The organism is Cupriavidus pauculus, from assembly GCF_003854935.1.
Taxonomy (GTDB): domain Bacteria; phylum Pseudomonadota; class Gammaproteobacteria; order Burkholderiales; family Burkholderiaceae; genus Cupriavidus; species Cupriavidus pauculus_C.
Genome location: NZ_CP033968.1, coordinates 139339 through 156138, shown reverse-complemented (window position 1 = coordinate 156138; position 16800 = coordinate 139339). Strand labels below are relative to the sequence as shown.

Below are 16800 nucleotides of genomic sequence, written 5' to 3'. Positions count from 1 at the left end.
GGGCAAGGCGCTTGCATTGCGTTCTCCTACTCGTACTCGCCGGCAAGAAGGCGGGCGGCCAGATCCCGCGCCGCATGGGCCGCCGCTTCGGCCTTCTCCCAATCGCACGAGACGAGTGCAAAATGCATGGTTGCAAGAGTGGTGGAGAGCAACTGAGCGGTTAGCGACATTTGTTCCTGATTGAAAGTTCACGCAATGACGGATGTGGCCCATGCGGAAACTCGCTAACTCTTGGTTCTACGGGTACGTCGAGTCGCTTTTCCACTCGTATCAGACCCCTCCTCTGGGATAAGCGCGTCTGCAAGGTCGAGGTCAGTAACCTCGACCTCATCGCCTTTGCTTGAGATCCACTGATCAAAGAATGAAAGCTCCTCTGCCGCAATACCTCCGCAGTCGTGGAGGATAACGTTGCACGATCTACGCAGAAAGTCATACGCCTCCTCGTCTTCGACCACAAACAGGATGTTCCCAGAGCCATTGCGCCGCTTCTTGTACTCTGTGCATGAGCTGCTCAGTAGGGCAAGGTCATTTCCCATCATGGTGAGCGGGGATTCCTCTGGGTAACAGTTGACCACTACTTGTCCATCCCAATGCCTGTAGAAACTCCGTAGACCATCAATAGGGGATTTGATGTGTTCATACGTGCGTTTGCTCCCGACGTACGTAGGATTACGCACAAGATGAAACTCTGGCTTGGCTCTTGCTCGCACTTGTATGGTCGCGTCACATACGGTGAGTGGGCGATATTCAGCTACCTCTTCCCGCCCGCCCCAAACCTGCTTGGTCACGGAATGCTCAGAGTACTGAGCCACACCTGGATTGAATTGGAAATCGAAAGACTCTACGCATTTGCCAAAAGTGAGTTCAGGAATCTGACGCCAGATCTGGGCTTGCCTGGCGTCCGACTCCAGTGCATCCAAGTCCCCCTCGATTTCTTTTCTAAGTGACGGCAAAGCTGACTTAAAGGCTGCTGCCAACCAGTGCTGCTTCCGCAACTCCGCCAACGCGAGGCCAACCCCGTCGACGCCAATCGCCCATCTAAGCAAGGCATCATGTCCTGCCAACTGCTGCCGAGTCGCGGCACGATAGGGCCCCGACGAACCGGAGGAATTGCTAGCACGGGCCATTGCACGAACTCCATGATGGATCTCTGTGATCTGCGCAGTATAGAGCACCCGACAGCACCCTTTTGTTGAGCATGTCGGCCAGCTGTTAGAGGACATTGGCACACCGCCGCACACGAGCTTCAGAAAGAAAAAAGCCCCCACCGTTACGTGGGGGCGCGTGAAGCTAGTTTGGCGCGTCTTCACCTAGTTGGGCAGACGCCTGAGAAGTCCCCTGGAGCGGCTTGCATTTAAGCTGCGGCCTCGCGGAGGATCATCGGCTTCACGCCCGCAGAACCGCTCAGATGAAGACCCGATCGCCCGCTACAGGGGGGTCTTCAGGCTTGGCACTCGACTCTTCAGCGGGGGCTACTGCCTTCGGCGAGAACCGAACAGAGTGGAGGCCGCAGAGCTCTTCCATCTCAGCATCGCCCAACAGATCGTGCACGTTGTACAGCCTGTAAAGAATGGCGGCCACCGAGCGGCGATGCGAAGCTGCGATGTCAACGTAGGGCACCTTGCGCTCAACCTCATCCTTGAGGAGCGCATCTTCCTCCGGCGACCACTTCGATCCCTTGGATTCCAGCCCAGGAGCGCGATCAGTGTCTGCCTTGGGCGTCGCACCGTCGGATGTCCCCACCAGCCGTGTGCGCGCGAGATCTATCCAGACCTGGCGCTTGTCATTCTGGCTGGCGTGGAATTGAACGCTGGCGATGACAAGCAGCGGATCGACATCCAGACCCAGTGCGACTTTCCAGGCTTCGTCCACGGACAGCGACGCCTTCCCAGTGCGCCATTGCGAAAAATGCTGCTTCGACACGCCGAGATACTCGGCAAGGGTGACGTCCGCATGGAAGCCCTTGGCGAGCTTGAGGCGATCCAGCCATTCGACTGGCGACGGCATCTCGACCGGCCCGGCCTCGGGTGCGCGCTTCCTTGCGTCAGCGGCGGCACCCGCCTTCTCAGGCACGGTCGGCAGTGGCACCCCCTGCAGCTGGCTGAGGGCCGCGGCGCCGGCGGCAGCGGCGTGGCGGATGTTGGAGTTCAATCTCACAACACCGTCTGGGTAGGTACGCCCGGTTTCCTCAAGTCCCGCCGACAGATTGAGGAGGATCTTGATGCTTCGTTGCGACTGAGCGTTGATGGACATGACAGACCTCCCCTATCTCACTTGACGAACTGCGGCGCTGCTCGCCGCCTCTACGCAAGCACCCCACTCCACTGCACCGCGGCGATCGCGCCGGCGAACAGCAGAACGTCCCTCACCGCGTCAAACCCGATGTCGGTGGCCGCAGCGCCTTGCGCTCGGGCAAACCGCCAGCCTTGAATTGCGAGGACGAAGGCAAGTAGCGACGTCAAGAAGAACGGCCGAACGATCTCTGGCACAAGCGCCGCGAGCACGCCGAGCAGCAGCCCGTCCCGAACCCCCTGAGTCACATCGCTGATAGAGAGCGTGCCAAGGCGGAAGACCGCCGGCTCGCTCTGTCGAGAAGGCAGATACGACATCCTCGCTGCGTCATCAGCTTGCGCCAGCCTGGGCCAGTGCCTCACCAGCAGCGGCCCCACCGACTCTTGCCACACAGCACTGGCAAGCCAAGGGTAGAAGATCGCGATCACCAACCGGTAGACCGCATAGAAGCAACCCGCTCGCATTGCGGTCGAAAGAAGCTCGAGCCTGTCCATGGTCACCGGCCTACGGGCAAGGAACAGGGACGGGCGCGATCGTCAGCGATAGCAATGAGCAGCGCCGCGGCGAAGATCGCAGCAACAATGCCAAAGCTGCCGGCCAGGTCAAGAATCGTGACCGGCACAGCGTCAAGCGGCGAGTTTGTCTCCGGCACAAATGACGCAACCCAACGGCATGCCGACAGGAGCTCTTCGTCAATGAGGACAACTGCCCCGATTCCAAGCGCCAGGGCAATGACGATGCCGAAATGGGACAGGCTTGCAGCCACGCGATCTTCCAGCAGTACCGGGGCTTTGGGCGTCTTGCGCCAGAGGAAGTAGAGAACCGCGATTGCCGCAGCAGAGAGAAGGACGAAGCCGATTGAGTGGAGCATGATCATACTGGTAGGTATTGTGGAGATACTCAAAGCCCGAGATCCGCACGGATCTTCGCGACCTCAGGCATCTTCCGGTACCGGATTGCCTTGACCCCTACGGTCTTCAGCAGCTGGTCGCGGCGGCGGTCAAGCGCCTTCTGCGCGCTCTTGTCATGCGTCGCGTCGTCGAGCTCGATGACAGCGACCACACGGAATTCCTTGTTGCAGACGATGAAGTCGCCGCGGTTGTGGGCCACCTGGTGACGCGCCTTTGTCTTGTCGACCAACGCCATGGTCTTGACCTTGAGGAACGCTCCAAACACCACCTGTGGTGCGACGATCAGGTCCCGGCCGGCGGCCTCTTTCAGGCGCCAGAACAAGTCCTGCTCATGCTCGGTCAACAGTGGGATCGTTTGGTAGTGTTTGGGGGAGTACTTCGACCCCGACTGCAGCCTCTTGACGACGAGGTAGACGAGCACCGCGAGGATCGCGCAGACGACCACAAGACCGGTGTAACTGATCTCCATAGTCAAATCCTCGCTAGGCTGCGTGCCTCTACTAGCGCCCCCGCAAGCTTGTTCGTTTGCTGAGAGAAGTAGGCGAACTGTTTGGTATGCACCCCCAGCCTCACCATCTCGGGCAGGTTGTGGGCGACGTCGGAAAGCTCGTAGATCAACGCGGCGGCCCTGGAACGGCGATCCGCCGCACCCCGATCAGTTGGGGAAAATCGTCCGAAAACGCCGCGGCGAGGCTTTGGCTCTGCCACGATCCCGCTGAGCTTGCGAATCTGCATGAACGCCTCACCACACAGGAAGAGGGCCTCGGATTCCACCGTCTGTGGTGGCGCTGGTTCACTGACTAGTTGGTTCATGGGCGGTAGTGATGTCGTCGAATACATACGCTTCGATACGTAACACGTATCTATACTATATCATACGCAAAATCGTCGCCAGAGTGAGAGCGGCAGACATCCACCGGCCTGTCGGCTGATCGTTTTGTCCTTGCCAGAGCTCTGCATAGAGAGAGGGGGCGCACTACGTGTACGAAATCTGGCTTATCGAAGCGAATGGCGAGCGCGTGTTGGTTCGTGACGACGTCCTAGACCCAAACTTGGCACAGACACTCGTGAGCTGCGGGAACCAAGGTGCCGCACTCCGAGGTCAAGCGCACCGCTATGAAGCCGTGCCGGAGCCATTCGCCGATGCCGATAAGGCTTCCTAACGCAACAGGAATGCACCGGGCGGGAGATCCGCCCGGCCCTCCGGGAAACACAATGCAGACCGAAATCACTGAGTATCGGCAGTCACAGCACAGCCAAATTGATCAGGCTCGAGCAGAAGCGGTTGAGCGACTGCACCAGGCGACGGCGATCTATACCGCGGGGCCGGTGGTGGACCAACTCCTTGGGCGGCTTGACTGGCCTCGGGATGGGCGCCGGCTGGTCGACCCGAGCTGCGGTGACGGCATGTTCCTTGAGCGTGCCCTTGGAAAGCTCCTTGCAGCCAGCAAGCACTCGCGCCTAACAAGCGCCAGTCTGCTGGCGCAAGTCGAGGGCTGGGAGGTGCACGCAGGCGCGTGCATCGAGGCGCGTGCACGTGTCGCAGCTACGCTGTGCCGACATGGCTATGACCACGCGACTGCCACCAAAGTGGCCGAGTCGATGGTCCATAACCGGGATTTCCTGACTGACGGGCCGCAAACGGCCGTCTATCACGTTGTCGCCGGCAATCCGCCCTACCTGCGCTGGGTCAACGTCCCGCCCGTTCTGCAGGACCTCTATTCCGGCCATGTCCCGGATTTCGCTGCGAAAGATCTTCTGCATAGCTTCCTGGAGCGTTGCAGTCGTGCCATTCATCCGGATGGTCAGATCGGGTTTGTAACTGCCGATCGTTGGCTCCTGAATGCCGGGGCCGCGGAACTTCGCGCGACCTTAGGGACCCGGCTTGCCATTTCCCACCTTGAACGGTTGGATTCAAGCTCGGTGTTCTATCGCCCGAAGAACCGTCGCTCGGGCACGCCCCCGCGGGTTCACCCTGTGTCTGTCGTGCTGAAGGCGACGGCCGAGCCTCCGCAGCGTTCGCACGATTTTCGCGTGCTTACGGAGCGGCCAATCTATCCAGGCGTCGACGAAAGCCGTTATGAAGGCCTTCCAACGCTGGAACAGTTCGCCCAGGTACGCATCGCACCATGGCTCGGCTCTTCCGGGATCTTTGTGGTGGACAAAGAAACGGCCGCGACGCTGCCGGGCGAGTACCTGGTGCCAGCGGTCGACACCGATGACATTGTCGACGGCCGCCTTTGCACGCCGCGGCGATTCGCCATCAGGACGGCGCCTGGTGTGACGCCGTGCAATCGCCTGATTGAGCACTTGCAGCGCCATATGCACAAGATGGCGGCACGGGGCCGGCGGGGTACCTTCTGGCTACCGCCGGAGACCTTTCACCGCATGGATCTGTCCCGCGAGACATTGCTCGTGCCGCGGATCGCCACGTCGCCTAAGGCCGTGCGCGTCCCGCCCGGCATTCTGCCGATCAACCACAACCTGAGCATCGTGTGCGGTGAGCCTGGCGTGCTTGATCGAGTCGAGGCCGCGCTCCGCTCGCCTCTCGCAGCGCAATGGGTGCGTGACTACGCCCCGCGCCTGGAGGGGGGTTATTTCTCGCTGACCACAACGTTGCTCAGGAAGATGCCGATCGACGCTCCGTTCGCTTGAACCACCTTTTGACGCGTTGTCGCGGGCACAACCATCTCCGTGAATTCCAACGCCAAACACGACTGAGGGGCGACATGAAACAACGTAAGAAACCATCGGTATCCCGGCTCACTAAAGGCCTGTGGCGCCAAGCGTATGACGCCGAAGAGAAAGCAGCCAAGTTACGCGAGTTGGGGTTTGACCGCTATGCGAACTCTGTTGGGGCGGCTGCAAGAGCCTTTTCCGATGCCGCGTTGTTCTTGGAAGCGAAGGCAAGTAAATGACCGGGGATTTCTCGTCGTTCCTGGCGGCTGATGCGCGGAGCAAGCGGCGACTACCCGTTGACCTACAACGCTTGTGGAGACTGGAACGTGGATTGTGCCCAGTACATGGCCAGCCGTTGAGCCTCTCGATCCAGGCAGAGCCCATAGACCGTGCGCGCGACCTTTCTCCTTTGGAATGTCCTGTTGCTGGTTGCAGCGCCAAGGTTTCAGCGTGGGACTGGAATCTCCCGGGCAATGAGAATCGCCCCTATTGCATCGAGAGCCTTGGCGACTGAGATCGTTGCTATGTCGCGCAGACGTTGGAAGTGTGAATCTCTTTCGGATTGATCAAGTCACATGCAAATCGAATTCTGCCAGCAAGGCACATGGGGCGCGCTAGAAGCGGCCCGCGCATGGTGCCGCGAGAACGGTATATCAGTGGGGCAGTCATGTGCCACCGGGCCGTCCGGGTTGCTCTTCGGGAAAGTCGACTGGATTGCGAAATGGCGCAATCTCACCGAGGACGAACAGGACGCCCTGCACGGGACCATGAGTGGCGACTTCCGAGAGGGCCCGATCGTGATCGTTCTCAAGGATGAAGCAGTCGCTGCGCACATGGCCGTCATGAAGGCCAAGAATCCACCAACGCCCTAGGCTGCCCCTGGGCGAGGACGGTACCCATGCGAACGACAAAGACTGTGTATTTCACGATGATCTTGCATCCTGCCTCGGGATGGACGCGCATTGGAAATGCCTATCCGAGCAAAGCGGCTGCCAAGGATTGGGTGCCATTCGTTCGGAGGGCGTGGAGGGGCCTCCGAACCAAGGTGGAGCCGTGCACCTTGCTGTTTGACGATGGAGTACTCAGCGAAGAGTCTCGGCGCGAGCTCGATCAGAAGTTCAACGCCGACGCGGAGGCGAGAGCGCCTCAAGCATGCGAACGGCAAGCCGCCGGGATGACATGAACTTGACGAAATTTACAATAACAGGTAACAATACGCGTATTGTATTCGCTGTGCCTGTATTGGAGCACACCGCACCGGCCGGGAGCCGGTAGTACCCGAGTGCGTTGCGCTCGCCTTCGGAGGGGAAAATGGAAGCAGCTGATCGATCCAAGATGGCAGGCGTGGCTGGACTGGTTTTCGCAATTTGTCTTTGTGGCTTGGGCTACTGGCTGGGCCTCCTCAAAGGTCTGTTGCCAGCCGCTGCGTGCATCATTGCGGGGGCAATGATGATTACCCAACGCCGATGGAGTGCCGGATTTGCGGCGGTGATTGTGGTCGTGCTGTTGTCCTTGGCCAGCCCATTGCTGCCGCCGATGCCGTTCTGAGGCCGGTGCACGACAGATTTCGTGAGTTGGAAAGGGAGCGGCAACCCGCCGCGTAACGGCAGAGTGGGCCGTACCGGTCGGCCGGCAGCCGGCGCTTCGAGAACGCTCCGCGCAGGGGCCCAAATGAAGGACAGGACCATGTTGGATTGGATTTGGGCGGGCATTTGTTTGATCACCGGAGTATGCATCCTTGCTCGCAGTGTCTATGTCGAGCATCGAAGCATGGGTAACGGTGATGCAGCTACGCATGTGCTAACGATACTGCTCGGGGTGATCTTCCTGTTCTTCTCGGCTTTGGCAATGTACGAACCATGGCTCATTCCATTGCGCGCGTGGTTCTCGAGCGCCATACCTGAGCCAGGAACCCTATTTCATGACCTGACGACCTTCGCTTTGACACTCGGTGTGGTCACGATCTATGTCATGGCCGTCGGAGCTGCCACGATGCTCCCGTTCGAAAGGTGGTTGAAGCGTCAAACTCCGAGCCAGAGAGCTTCATCGATGCGTTGTCCCGAATGCGGGGCGCAGCGCAGTCGCGGATGAGATGTACTGCGAGCCCCACGTGCCCGGCAACTTTATGTGTGACAAGTAGACTCAACATGTGGGCAGCATTTTCCCTAGTTTCCGCGGCAGTCATAGCCGCAGTTCCGGCGATCGCACTCGCATCGCCTACCGACGATCCCATCGCGATGGCCATTGCCTCTTCCGGCGTGGCCGTTGAGCAAACCCTCAGCCCCGACCAGGCATTCCGCCCGACGGTGCAGCAGCACGGGCACGAGATTGAGATCCGGTTCTCGATCGCCGACGGATATCACCTCTATCGGGACAAGATCCGCATCGAGACCGACCCACCTGGCGGCCTTAGCGACCCTGTTTTCCCAGCAGCAGAAGTGAGGGTGGATCGGGTTCTTGGTCAGCAGAAGGTGTTTTCCAGGGACGCCACGGTGCGGCTGACAGTGGCAGAGCAAGCCCCCCATCGCTTCAAGATGACAGTCAGGTATCAGGGCTGTGCCGGGGTGGGCGTCTGCTTCCCGCCGCAGGAAGCGCGGTTCAAAGTCAAGGGCACGCCCTCCCCCGTGAAAGCAATCTCATCCCCGCCGGCGCCGCCCATGCCGACGCCGATTGCGCCGATCGCCTCCGCGCCAGAGCCAGCCCCGGCAGCCGCCCCCCTCGAGGAGATGAACATACCGCCGGCGGCAACCGATCAGAGCAAGAGCCGCGGCCTGATGCTGTCGTGGCTGGGAATGTTGGCGGTGGCCACGATTGCCATCGTCCTGTCCGTATTTCTGAACGCTTTCGAGCCATTGCGGCCCGACGCTAGGAACCGCCACCGGTTTGCCAAGGGGTTTGGCCTCCTGCTGTTCTTGTTCGGCGCCGCACAGATGGTCGGCGTGTTCGCCGGCGGCAGGAGCCTCCTTGCCCCTCTCAGCGTCCTGCTATCCGCCCGCTAGCGCAGTAGAGATGAACGAGGCGCGTTAGTTCTCAGGGCAGCGGTATTCACCACACGAGTGCACAAATGCAGGTCTCCAGCATTGTTGTAGAGGGCCAGGTATGCCGAGACATGTACGACGAGCATCCAGGGCTCGCGTACTTCTACATGGATGGCCGCCGGCAGGTGCCGATCAGTCATCCGCTTTCAATGACGGATGGCAAGGCCCTCGCTGAATCAGCGTGGCAGCGGTATCACGCCGAGTCGAGGTCAGCGGACGAATACGAAGAGTACGACGGCCAGTTCACGCCGAGCCGCGTCCTCCTCCTGAACTGCGACGAGGCGGTCCTTCAATGCTATGAGGGGAATGGCTGGCTAACCGAGTTTGACTCACCCGAGCAATGGGCCGCAATGCTTACCCAGGCCGGTGAACTCGCGTCTGAAGCGTCCATCGAGGCTGGCTGGGATAACTTCAGTACCGCGAAGGGGCTTCGAGCTCAGGCGACCCACCTTCGTCGGCGAGTATCAATTTCTCAGGCCCATTTCGGAATGTTGCCGGCGCCGAAATCCCGCCCGAAGCCACCTGCCCCTCGCATGCGAGGGCTGGACGAGCGGATTGCTCTCGCGCTGGCACGCATCACCCGCATTGCCTACCCTGAGGAATGGCGCAGTGAAAGGGAGGCCGTCGAGAGAGCAGCTGAGGCCGTCGGTAGACGTGACTACCACGCAGGCCTGGATGAGCCCCCCATCATGTTTGCCGACGAGCCTATCCTGTTGCAGGCATGGGCGGAAGGCCGCGCCGAGGCCGCGGATTCTGAGTAGAACCGTTATCTGGACTCGATTCGTCTCCGCGCACCTTCCGACCGAATACGTGCCTCACACAAAAAACATCATTCCGCGCGCAAATACCCTCGTCGAAATGTATGTTTTAGCTAGAAAAATTTCATTGAGTGAATAGTGTCCCATTCGCCACTTGCCGAGATTCACGATCGCCCGTAGATTGACCAAGGAACGATAACGGCACACCGTGCAGGAATGAACAATGGAAGAGAACGCAGTCGACAAGAAGAAGAAATCTCCGTTTGTGGTCGGGGTTTGGATGCCGATGAAGGAGGAGCCGGTCCACAACGGACCGTATGAACTCCAACGGGCCGAACCGACCGCCGACGAAATTCGCAAGCCCCATCGGGTGACCTGGGAGAACGGCAAGTGGACAGGTTCGGTCGAGGGCTTTGTGCACTGGCGCGGAAGGGAACTCGCGGATATCACGATACATAGGCGCTGGCGCAAACGGATGAAGAACTATCGTCTGGGCAATCCAGCAACGCACGCGCCGGCGGCCAAGAGCGCATGGCTAATGGCACGACGCGCGGTCGGATTGGAACTCGCTGGACCTGCGTACAGGTACTACCTTGTCGCTCGCGCAATAGACAAGAGCAGAGTCAAGCGCGTAGACGAAGAGTGGATGATCCAGTTCGCGCAAAATCCAGCCAATGCTTTGCTGGTAGAGGACCAACAGGCGCGGGTCAATTCGTACTTCGGGAAACGCGGCGGAAGACCTTCGGTCGTGAGCGGCGAACCGCGCCAGTGAAGAGGGCTCCCCTATTGCCGTCGTCCTGGCGCCTCCGGCCCAGCCGCCCGCAGGGTGCCGGGGCTCTCGGCCTCTAGCGCCCTCTCCAGAATAAGCTCGTTGCCGATACACTGCGGACAGTGGCGAGCCAGCAAGGCGGTAAATCTTGAAACCGGGCTGCTGCCTGTGAGAATGAGTGCTGCGTCTGCAAAGCCAAAGTCCCGACCCTCAACAAAGGCCGGCGCATCGAATTCGCAACGCTGCAAGATCGCCTCGAAGTCCTTACGACCTGGATAGGCGCGGTACAACACACGCCACGCGCCATAGAAGAACACTTCCGGGTCTTTCTCCTCAGCAGCTATCGCTAGTGCCTTGCACAGCCCGTAGACGTAGCCCACCAAGGGCGTGGCGGAATCGATAGGAATGCGCCGCCAAGCCAGATCTAGCGCACTGCCCATCAGTTCCAGATACTTCACGACCCCGTCAACAAAAAGCTCCTCGGCTCGCACGGCCTTCTCGTTGGGCACGTACCCGAAGCCGCGCATCACCACGTTGCGCATCTTGCGCCAGATTCCCGACATATGATCCCCTGGCAAACGCCGGCATCCGGCCGGTGCGGGGCGTAGCTCTCGCTCGGTGCTTTACTTAGAGGAAAGGGATGCCCAAGTTCCCGCCGGCCACATGCACCTGCTCAGAACCGTAGCGAATGAACTTGGGATGCGGCATGGTCGGGTTGGTTGCGGCAACCCAATCTGCAACGCATTGCTCAAGGCGATTCATCAAATCCAGCTGCTTCAGCCACTCGGGGCTGGACTGCCCACCTTCGAGTCCGTCTGCCAAACTCGCGTCAGCGATCGGGCTCAAGATCACCCGAGCCTCTTCCGACGACACCAATTTACCGTGCTGCTCTCCGTACGCTAGACCGTCAATCATCTGGCGAAGGACGTGTCGTGCCTCGAACCGAGCGAAGTACGAAGGACATTGAGGCGATACCTCAGCAGTAACGACGGAATGAAGGCCAACATTGATGCCAGCGAGCATCGCGTCGCGACGCGAAGAGAAGCCCGCAATCCAGCGATCCGCGGCGTCCTTGTAGGCAAACTCATCACTCGCGATTTTCTGTTCGTCTACGTCGTTTTGCGTGCTCATACTGTTCCCGTTGGTTTCCGATGCTTCGATCAGAACTTCGTCATGCCTTTGTTGAAAAGCGTCCGGAATTCCTCACGTTTCTGATCCGAACAGGGAGCGTGGTTCAAATCAAACAAGTGGCGGACCACCTCGTCGACATGCGGCCCGAAGTCTTGCGACAGACGCTCGACCAGCTTCGATGAATTGTCGCTGCCAATGTTGAGCAGAACGATCTCCCTCGCTCGCAACGGGCCGAGCATTGCGCCGAGCGTCGCCGCGCGCTCGTTCTCCAACTGCAATTGCAGATGCGCAACCTGGCTTTCCAGTTGGGCGATCTTGTCTGCCATCGCGTCTACGGCAGCTGCTTCTGCGAAGTTGCTCATGTTTGCTTTCCCTATCGGTCCGTCAGCTTGTGAAGTACCTGCTGTTGTTCATGGTGTGCTATGCGCTCTTGAGCGCGTTTGTCGCCGCGCTTCAAATCGCGTTGCGCCTTCTTCAGACGCTTAGCGATTTTGGCCGCCTTGATCTTGTATTTGAGTTTGTCCAACTGATGTTCCGCCTTTGCATTTCCGCTTACGCTCGTCGACGATCCGAATGATCTTCTCATAGTTGCACGGATGGGTCGCCTCAGTGCGAAAGCCATCGATCTCCTGAGCAGTCAGCTCGAAGGTCTCTTTGATCAACGCCTCCACGTCGAGGGCGTCTCGGCCATGCGCAAATTCTGCGAAATGTAGCCTGGCGATAGTCCAACCGGCGTCGGACAGATTTTTCCGATGTGCACGCAGCCTGGTGTCCAGATCCCGCGTGATGCCATACCCGGTAAAGCCACCCTCGTCACCAATGACGACAAGGACATAGACCGTGGCTGGTTGGTCGGGGTCAAACCCGTGTTCGGCGCAGCTTGGACACCCACATCCCCGCATATGGCTGTTTGCGACTTGCTCAAAAGGGCCGTGTTCCGGGCACACGATCGTCACGTAGTCGTGCATGCCAGCGTAGCTCAGGAGGCCGTAGTCGTATCTGTCACCGTGCGCGGCTCGCGCCCGCCCCAGAAACTCGCCCTCGCTCATTCGCTGCTTATCGCCGCGCTTGGCGTAGCTGCACGCCGGGCACTCGCCGCCCGTGATGTGCACGCCGGCCCGCTGGCGGAATTCACCATGGACCGGGCAAGCGATGACAACCTCGAGCTCCTTGTTCACATACTCTACTGCGCTGTAGTCGTACTTGTCGCCGTGCGCCTTGCGGGCGTCGGCGACGAAGCCAGCCGTCCCTCTGCTGAATCGCGTAGACAAACGCTCGGCCATACACGATCGACAGCCGCCACCTCCATTTGCTCGTAGGTGCACGCTCGGGTGGATCTCAAAGTCGCCGTGTTCCGGACAGGTCACGACGAGCTTGCTGGCCGTACTGCTATACACCGTGCGCTCGTATCCGAATCGCTGCCCATGGATTGCGCGTGCGCGGGCGACAAATGAACTCGTGTCCAATCGAGCCACGCCCGCGCACGCTGGGCAGCCCGCGCCGCGCTGATGGGCCGCAGGGGTTTGCTCAAAAGGCCCGTGCTCGGGACAGACAATTACAACCTTCGTGTGCGTCGCGGCATATGCGACGCGGCTGTAGTCGTATCGATCCCCATGCACCGAATGGGCTTTGGCAATGAAGCTATCGGCCGTACCGCGCTGGCGATCTGCGCCAAGCGTGATCGCACATTTTGGGCAACCGCCGCCGGACAGGTGTCTACGCGGCGTTTGCTCGAACAGCCCATGTACCGAGCAGCGTATTGTGAGCGGGGTCAGTGCGTTGACCAGCAAGGCTTCGGCGTAGCCATACCGATCGCCATGGAGCGATCGCGCTCGGTCAACGAATGACTGCAGTGTGTACGGTTGGACGCCGGCGCAAGCTCGACAGCCCTTTCCCTTGTAGTGATTGCTGGGCGTTTGTTCAAAAGGCCCGTGAGTGCGGCAGACGATGGTGAGTTTGGAATTTGAACCACTGTAGATGGCACGACTGTAGTCGTAGCGGTCACCGTGCACCTCGAGCGCGCGGGCAAGAAAATCAGCTTGGGTAACTTGGCGCATGGTGCAAGGAAGGCATCCGCCTATGCTGCGCGCTTCGCGGCTGCCGCCGCGAGTTGACCGAGCGGGTTAAGTACTTCACCTCTTGAAAGCTTGGGCATCATCTTGGCCATGCCAGTCCGCTCATCACGAGGGAGCCAAAGCTCAAACGTCGGATCGCCCGTCCACGCGAGAAAGCTGCGCGTGACAGTAGCCTCAGTTCCGTCGCTGAACCGGACGAGCATCGAGCCGTCTTCGCCGGCGACCGACTCCACGCCTGGCAGTGACGTTGCAAGGACCTTGGCCTCTTCGTCTACCGTATTCGGTGCGTCGCCATTGACAACTTGTACCGGGGCCTCAATGGTCTTAATCTGATCCACCGTCTGGTGGCTCACCGATCCTGTTTTCGTCATCGTCGCTGCGAACACCACCGCGAGGTCTTCTGCGATCCGCATTCCGAGTGGTTCAGCCTCATGTTGCGCGCGGTCGTTTGGCGCGGCCATTCTCTCGGCAATCGCGCCCAGAACAACCTTCCCGGCCATCATGAGAGCCCGCGCCTCAGCGTCTCTCTCGTTTTCAGCCTGAATAAAACTGGCGTACTGCGCGGCAGTGCCTCCAATCGGTTCATCCGGGATGATCGGGCTATACGATCCATCCGGATTCAACAGGTGGTGTTTGACTTCCATGGTCATTCTTCTAATTCTCCTGTCCACCAGAGGGCCGGCCTGGTGATTGACTGCACGGCCGGCCGCTTCCGCACTACCGCGAGCTAGTGCGAAAGGACCGCGCCGAGACAGAGTTCATCAGCAACTTTCTTCAATCGCTTGTCACGCGTCCAGATGGCGATGCCTGGTTGGAGACGCGCGGATGCCAACAATGATGTATCGCCATATCCGATTCCACGGTTGAACAAGCCTTCGCGCTCGATCAAATACAGGGTCTCCTCTGGTGTTGCGACAGGCGCTCGCGGCAAATCGCGCAGAGCGCCAAGCACGACATCTCGGTCCCGCAGACTACCAAGCGAAATCTCACCGATCACATAGGGATGAATCAGCACACGCTCCTGGGTTAAGAGGCTGATCAGCATCGGATCAGAAGCGTTGAGGTGGTCAATCCAGACCGACGTGTCGACAAGAATCATTTGGTGTCCTGCCGGCGACGCGGTACCCCTTCGATGCCCGGTTGGCTCCCGCCAAGGTTCGCGAGTCGTTTGGCGGCTTCACGCTGGATCAAGGCCTTTAGCGCCTCGCGCACAAGTGCCGTTTTCTCTTCCAGCCCCGTATAGGCTTGGGCCTTGGCCAACAGTTCATCGTCAAGCGCAATGGTCGTACGCATAGGAGCCTCCGCAAGTACAAGCACAAATTATAGCATCCAATGATGACGTGATTGGTGCCCCTTGGTATGTAAGAGCTCTGTGCGCTCGATGCCTTTCACATTTTTCATGCAAAAACGTACACTTTGGCGAGGGTTTTTGCATCAGTAATCAACTAGAATGGAGAAATGCGTAACAAGCCACTCCACAATCTGATGGCGCAAGCGCCACGCGGCCAGCCGATGGACACAGAGATGCTCCGCGAAATGGGCGTGTCTGAGCGCTCCCTTAGCCATATGGTCAGCGAGGCCTGGCTCGAACAACTCGGGAGAAGCGCCTATCTGCTCCGGGGCGACAAACCAACCCGGGACGGAATCCTGGCGTTCTTGAGCCGACGGATCAAAGGGCTGCACGTCGGGGGGAAAACTGCCCTGGATTGGCAAGGTGTCCGCCACAACATCGCATTCCGAGAGAAGGTAGTGCTTTGGGGCCAGAGTGCGTACAGATTTCCGGACTGGGTCGGCAAGCACCTTACCTATAGCTATCAGACGACCAACCTGTTTGGCGAGTCGTTCCCCTACGATGAAGGCCTGAAGCCGCTGCCGAACGGAAACCCATCTGTTCTCGTATCCGTTCCTGAGCGCGCGTTCCTCGAGCTCGTGAGCGATGTCGGCAAGAACCAGACTCTCGAAGAGGTGGAGAACATCATCGTCACGATGCGAAGCCTCCGCCCACCGGTCCTCCACATGTTCTTGGACAGTTGCACACGCCTGAAAGTCCTCAAGCTAGTGAAGGTCTTGGGAGAGGAAAGCGGCTTTGACTGGGGAAAACACCTCCAAGAACATGTTGATCTACGCGTCGAAGCCAAACGGTTGTCGAACAAGCTGAAGCACAGCATCGCACAAGAACCATGAACAATACCTATCTCGACACCGTCCGCCTGCTCATTGATATCGCGCCGCCCGTCTTCGATACTGACAAGTTCGCTATGAAGGGGGGAACTGCCATTAACCTGTTCCTCCAGGACCTACCCCGCTTGTCCGTCGATATCGACGTCGTGTTCACCGAGCACACGATGGACCGCGAAGCGGCGCTCCAGAGCATCGGAGAAGAGCTGGCCCGCGCAAAAGAGGCGATTGAGAAGCTGGGATACGAGGCTCATTTCACGAAGGTCGCATCGAACAGCAAGATCAAGGGGGACGACGTCAAGCTGACAGCGGTATCTGCCGATTCGTCCGTGAAGGTCGAAGTCAACTATGTGTTTCGGGGCACGTTGCTGGCCCCTGTGATGCATGAACTCGTGCCAAAAGCACAGGAGCTCTTCAACAAGTCCATCTCGGTTCCGGTCCTTCAGAAGGCAGAGCTGTACGGAAGCAAGCTGGTTGCCGCGATGGATCGGCAGCACTCGAGAGACATCTTCGATGTCATGCACTGCTATGAGATGTTCGGCCTGCAAGCCGATTTCGTCGACTGCTTTGTCGGCTACCTGGCAGGACACAATCGACCAACCCATGAAGTGCTGTTCCCAAAGCAGAAGAACCTCGAGGAGAGCTACGGCGAGTTTGTGGGTATGACAACTGAAGAGGTAAGCCTCGACCGCCTGGTCGCCGTCCAACAGCGGCTTCAGACCGAATTGCCCGCGGCGCTGACCCCGGCTCACCGCGATTTCCTCATCTCGTTTGTGAAGGCAGAGCCCGACTGGACTCTGATGCCGGCCTTCCCTCACCTCAAGGACTTGCCGGCCGTCCGTTGGAAGCTCCAGAACATCATGAAGCTGAGGGACTCGGGGGACGCCCGCTTCGCAGACCAAGAGAAGTTGCTCCGCGAACGTTTCGATGCACTCCTCACGACAACCCAATAAGGCCGACAAATGATGA

The 16800-nt window shown here is 59.3% G+C and carries 24 protein-coding genes; 10 read left to right on the top strand and 14 right to left on the bottom strand.

All coding sequences use genetic code 11. The features are described 5' to 3' along the window. Positions 1-26 precede the first annotated feature (26 nt). The 7 genes from EHF44_RS28245 to EHF44_RS00880 form a co-directional block, all read right to left on the bottom strand. Positions 27-170 (bottom strand): hypothetical protein, encoded by a 144-nt coding sequence (locus EHF44_RS28245; RefSeq protein ID WP_017513223.1) that lies wholly within the window; start codon positions 168-170, stop codon positions 27-29. Between the two features lie 54 nt (positions 171-224). Continuing rightward, positions 225-1127: a hypothetical protein gene (locus EHF44_RS00905; protein ID WP_017513222.1), complete on the bottom strand. Its 903-nt coding sequence runs from the start codon at positions 1125-1127 to the stop codon at positions 225-227. A 277-nt stretch (positions 1128-1404) separates the two neighbouring features. Next, a complete protein-coding gene (locus EHF44_RS00900; RefSeq protein ID WP_111734073.1) occupies positions 1405-2253 on the bottom strand; it encodes a helix-turn-helix domain-containing protein in 849 nt (282 codons plus the stop codon). A gap of 50 nt (positions 2254-2303) precedes the next feature. Further along, positions 2304-2786 carry a hypothetical protein gene (locus EHF44_RS00895; protein ID WP_017515274.1) on the bottom strand — a complete coding sequence of 161 codons (483 nt, stop codon included), beginning with the start codon at positions 2784-2786 and terminating at the stop codon, positions 2304-2306. A 2-nt stretch (positions 2787-2788) separates the two neighbouring features. Next, positions 2789-3169 (bottom strand): hypothetical protein, encoded by a 381-nt coding sequence (locus tag EHF44_RS00890; protein ID WP_017515273.1) that lies wholly within the window; start codon positions 3167-3169, stop codon positions 2789-2791. 23 nt (positions 3170-3192) lie between these two features. Next, positions 3193-3672 (bottom strand): DUF2726 domain-containing protein, encoded by a 480-nt coding sequence (locus EHF44_RS00885; RefSeq protein ID WP_124682106.1) that lies wholly within the window; start codon positions 3670-3672, stop codon positions 3193-3195. Positions 3673-3674: 2 nt separating this feature from the next. Beyond that, positions 3675-4016, bottom strand: coding sequence for a hypothetical protein (locus EHF44_RS00880; protein WP_035833587.1), 342 nt, complete (start codon positions 4014-4016; stop codon positions 3675-3677). A gap of 402 nt (positions 4017-4418) precedes the next feature. On the opposite strand from EHF44_RS00880, the gene EHF44_RS00875 reads away from it, so the two are divergent. The 8 genes from EHF44_RS00875 to EHF44_RS00840 all read left to right on the top strand — a co-directional run bounded on the left by EHF44_RS00875 (position 4419) and on the right by EHF44_RS00840 (position 10450). Beyond that, positions 4419-5858 carry an Eco57I restriction-modification methylase domain-containing protein gene (locus EHF44_RS00875; RefSeq protein WP_111733976.1) on the top strand — a complete coding sequence of 480 codons (1440 nt, stop codon included), beginning with the start codon at positions 4419-4421 and terminating at the stop codon, positions 5856-5858. Positions 5859-5932: 74 nt separating this feature from the next. Further along, positions 5933-6121 carry a hypothetical protein gene (locus tag EHF44_RS00870; protein ID WP_124682105.1) on the top strand — a complete coding sequence of 63 codons (189 nt, stop codon included), beginning with the start codon at positions 5933-5935 and terminating at the stop codon, positions 6119-6121. A gap of 336 nt (positions 6122-6457) precedes the next feature. Further along, positions 6458-6754, top strand: a complete 297-nt coding sequence (locus tag EHF44_RS00860) for a hypothetical protein (RefSeq protein WP_017513752.1) — start codon at positions 6458-6460, stop codon at positions 6752-6754. A 439-nt stretch (positions 6755-7193) separates the two neighbouring features. After that, entirely contained in the window at positions 7194-7430 is a 237-nt protein-coding gene (locus EHF44_RS00855; protein WP_111733974.1) for a hypothetical protein, read from the top strand. A 138-nt stretch (positions 7431-7568) separates the two neighbouring features. Then, a complete protein-coding gene (locus tag EHF44_RS28240; protein ID WP_160475139.1) occupies positions 7569-7973 on the top strand; it encodes a hypothetical protein in 405 nt (134 codons plus the stop codon). 56 nt (positions 7974-8029) lie between these two features. Continuing rightward, positions 8030-8881, top strand: coding sequence for a protein-disulfide reductase DsbD N-terminal domain-containing protein (locus tag EHF44_RS00850; protein WP_160475138.1), 852 nt, complete (start codon positions 8030-8032; stop codon positions 8879-8881). A 65-nt stretch (positions 8882-8946) separates the two neighbouring features. Next, complete coding sequence (locus EHF44_RS00845) at positions 8947-9681, top strand: hypothetical protein (RefSeq protein WP_017513746.1); 735 nt, start codon at positions 8947-8949, stop codon at positions 9679-9681. A gap of 220 nt (positions 9682-9901) precedes the next feature. After that, positions 9902-10450: a hypothetical protein gene (locus EHF44_RS00840; protein WP_017513745.1), complete on the top strand. Its 549-nt coding sequence runs from the start codon at positions 9902-9904 to the stop codon at positions 10448-10450. An 11-nt stretch (positions 10451-10461) separates the two neighbouring features. Here EHF44_RS00840 and EHF44_RS00835 read toward each other — a convergent pair whose 3' ends face one another. The 7 genes from EHF44_RS00835 to EHF44_RS00805 all read right to left on the bottom strand — a co-directional run bounded on the left by EHF44_RS00835 (position 10462) and on the right by EHF44_RS00805 (position 14946). Then, on the bottom strand, positions 10462-11010 hold the full coding sequence (locus EHF44_RS00835; protein WP_038316447.1) for a hypothetical protein: 549 nt from the start codon (positions 11008-11010) through the stop codon (positions 10462-10464). Positions 11011-11074: 64 nt separating this feature from the next. Beyond that, complete coding sequence (locus tag EHF44_RS00830; protein ID WP_111733969.1) at positions 11075-11578, bottom strand: hypothetical protein; 504 nt, start codon at positions 11576-11578, stop codon at positions 11075-11077. A 29-nt stretch (positions 11579-11607) separates the two neighbouring features. Then, positions 11608-11940 carry a hypothetical protein gene (locus EHF44_RS00825; RefSeq protein WP_111733968.1) on the bottom strand — a complete coding sequence of 111 codons (333 nt, stop codon included), beginning with the start codon at positions 11938-11940 and terminating at the stop codon, positions 11608-11610. Between the two features lie 120 nt (positions 11941-12060). Beyond that, positions 12061-13635 (bottom strand): GIY-YIG nuclease family protein, encoded by a 1575-nt coding sequence (locus EHF44_RS28545; RefSeq protein WP_189443404.1) that lies wholly within the window; start codon positions 13633-13635, stop codon positions 12061-12063. A gap of 20 nt (positions 13636-13655) precedes the next feature. Beyond that, positions 13656-14303 carry a hypothetical protein gene (locus EHF44_RS28600; protein ID WP_202127000.1) on the bottom strand — a complete coding sequence of 216 codons (648 nt, stop codon included), beginning with the start codon at positions 14301-14303 and terminating at the stop codon, positions 13656-13658. Between the two features lie 77 nt (positions 14304-14380). Further along, the gene (locus tag EHF44_RS00810; protein ID WP_011229306.1) at positions 14381-14752 is read right to left on the bottom strand and encodes a type II toxin-antitoxin system VapC family toxin; all 372 of its coding nucleotides are present in this window, start codon (positions 14750-14752) and stop codon (positions 14381-14383) included. Then, positions 14749-14946 (bottom strand): type II toxin-antitoxin system VapB family antitoxin, encoded by a 198-nt coding sequence (locus tag EHF44_RS00805; protein WP_011229305.1) that lies wholly within the window; start codon positions 14944-14946, stop codon positions 14749-14751. Before EHF44_RS00805 ends, EHF44_RS00810 begins: the two co-directional genes overlap by 4 nt. Before the next feature lie 165 nt (positions 14947-15111). On the opposite strand from EHF44_RS00805, the gene EHF44_RS00800 reads away from it, so the two are divergent. Next, positions 15112-15837 (top strand): type IV toxin-antitoxin system AbiEi family antitoxin, encoded by a 726-nt coding sequence (locus tag EHF44_RS00800; RefSeq protein WP_011514795.1) that lies wholly within the window; start codon positions 15112-15114, stop codon positions 15835-15837. Further along, complete coding sequence (locus EHF44_RS00795; RefSeq protein ID WP_011229304.1) at positions 15834-16784, top strand: nucleotidyl transferase AbiEii/AbiGii toxin family protein; 951 nt, start codon at positions 15834-15836, stop codon at positions 16782-16784. The genes EHF44_RS00800 and EHF44_RS00795 overlap by 4 nt, the downstream gene beginning before the upstream one ends. The last annotated feature ends 16 nt before the right edge of the window (positions 16785-16800 follow it).

Bases quoted from the DNA above. Each gene is read 5' to 3' on its own strand.
- EHF44_RS00905 (WP_017513222.1), bottom strand. From the start codon at position 1,127: ATGGCCCGTGCTAGCAATTCCTCCGGTTCGTCGGGGCCCTATCGTGCC.
- EHF44_RS00885 (WP_124682106.1), bottom strand. From the start codon at position 3,672: ATGGAGATCAGTTACACCGGTCTTGTGGTCGTCTGCGCGATCCTCGCG.
- EHF44_RS28240 (WP_160475139.1), top strand. From the start codon at position 7,569: ATGTTGGATTGGATTTGGGCGGGCATTTGTTTGATCACCGGAGTATGC.
- EHF44_RS28600 (WP_202127000.1), bottom strand. From the start codon at position 14,303: ATGACCATGGAAGTCAAACACCACCTGTTGAATCCGGATGGATCGTAT.
- EHF44_RS00870 (WP_124682105.1), top strand. From the start codon at position 5,933: ATGAAACAACGTAAGAAACCATCGGTATCCCGGCTCACTAAAGGCCTG.
- EHF44_RS00850 (WP_160475138.1), top strand. From the start codon at position 8,030: ATGTGGGCAGCATTTTCCCTAGTTTCCGCGGCAGTCATAGCCGCAGTT.
- EHF44_RS00860 (WP_017513752.1), top strand. From the start codon at position 6,458: ATGCAAATCGAATTCTGCCAGCAAGGCACATGGGGCGCGCTAGAAGCG.
- EHF44_RS00800 (WP_011514795.1), top strand. From the start codon at position 15,112: ATGCGTAACAAGCCACTCCACAATCTGATGGCGCAAGCGCCACGCGGC.
- EHF44_RS28545 (WP_189443404.1), bottom strand. From the start codon at position 13,635: ATGCGCCAAGTTACCCAAGCTGATTTTCTTGCCCGCGCGCTCGAGGTG.
- EHF44_RS00825 (WP_111733968.1), bottom strand. From the start codon at position 11,940: ATGAGCAACTTCGCAGAAGCAGCTGCCGTAGACGCGATGGCAGACAAG.
- EHF44_RS00810 (WP_011229306.1), bottom strand. From the start codon at position 14,752: ATGATTCTTGTCGACACGTCGGTCTGGATTGACCACCTCAACGCTTCT.
- EHF44_RS00900 (WP_111734073.1), bottom strand. From the start codon at position 2,253: ATGTCCATCAACGCTCAGTCGCAACGAAGCATCAAGATCCTCCTCAAT.
- EHF44_RS00895 (WP_017515274.1), bottom strand. From the start codon at position 2,786: ATGGACAGGCTCGAGCTTCTTTCGACCGCAATGCGAGCGGGTTGCTTC.
- EHF44_RS00880 (WP_035833587.1), bottom strand. From the start codon at position 4,016: ATGAACCAACTAGTCAGTGAACCAGCGCCACCACAGACGGTGGAATCC.
- EHF44_RS00830 (WP_111733969.1), bottom strand. From the start codon at position 11,578: ATGAGCACGCAAAACGACGTAGACGAACAGAAAATCGCGAGTGATGAG.
- EHF44_RS28245 (WP_017513223.1), bottom strand. From the start codon at position 170: ATGTCGCTAACCGCTCAGTTGCTCTCCACCACTCTTGCAACCATGCAT.
- EHF44_RS00840 (WP_017513745.1), top strand. From the start codon at position 9,902: ATGGAAGAGAACGCAGTCGACAAGAAGAAGAAATCTCCGTTTGTGGTC.
- EHF44_RS00845 (WP_017513746.1), top strand. From the start codon at position 8,947: ATGCAGGTCTCCAGCATTGTTGTAGAGGGCCAGGTATGCCGAGACATG.
- EHF44_RS00805 (WP_011229305.1), bottom strand. From the start codon at position 14,946: ATGCGTACGACCATTGCGCTTGACGATGAACTGTTGGCCAAGGCCCAA.
- EHF44_RS00795 (WP_011229304.1), top strand. From the start codon at position 15,834: ATGAACAATACCTATCTCGACACCGTCCGCCTGCTCATTGATATCGCG.
- EHF44_RS00875 (WP_111733976.1), top strand. From the start codon at position 4,419: ATGCAGACCGAAATCACTGAGTATCGGCAGTCACAGCACAGCCAAATT.
- EHF44_RS00835 (WP_038316447.1), bottom strand. From the start codon at position 11,010: ATGTCGGGAATCTGGCGCAAGATGCGCAACGTGGTGATGCGCGGCTTC.
- EHF44_RS00890 (WP_017515273.1), bottom strand. From the start codon at position 3,169: ATGATCATGCTCCACTCAATCGGCTTCGTCCTTCTCTCTGCTGCGGCA.
- EHF44_RS00855 (WP_111733974.1), top strand. From the start codon at position 7,194: ATGGAAGCAGCTGATCGATCCAAGATGGCAGGCGTGGCTGGACTGGTT.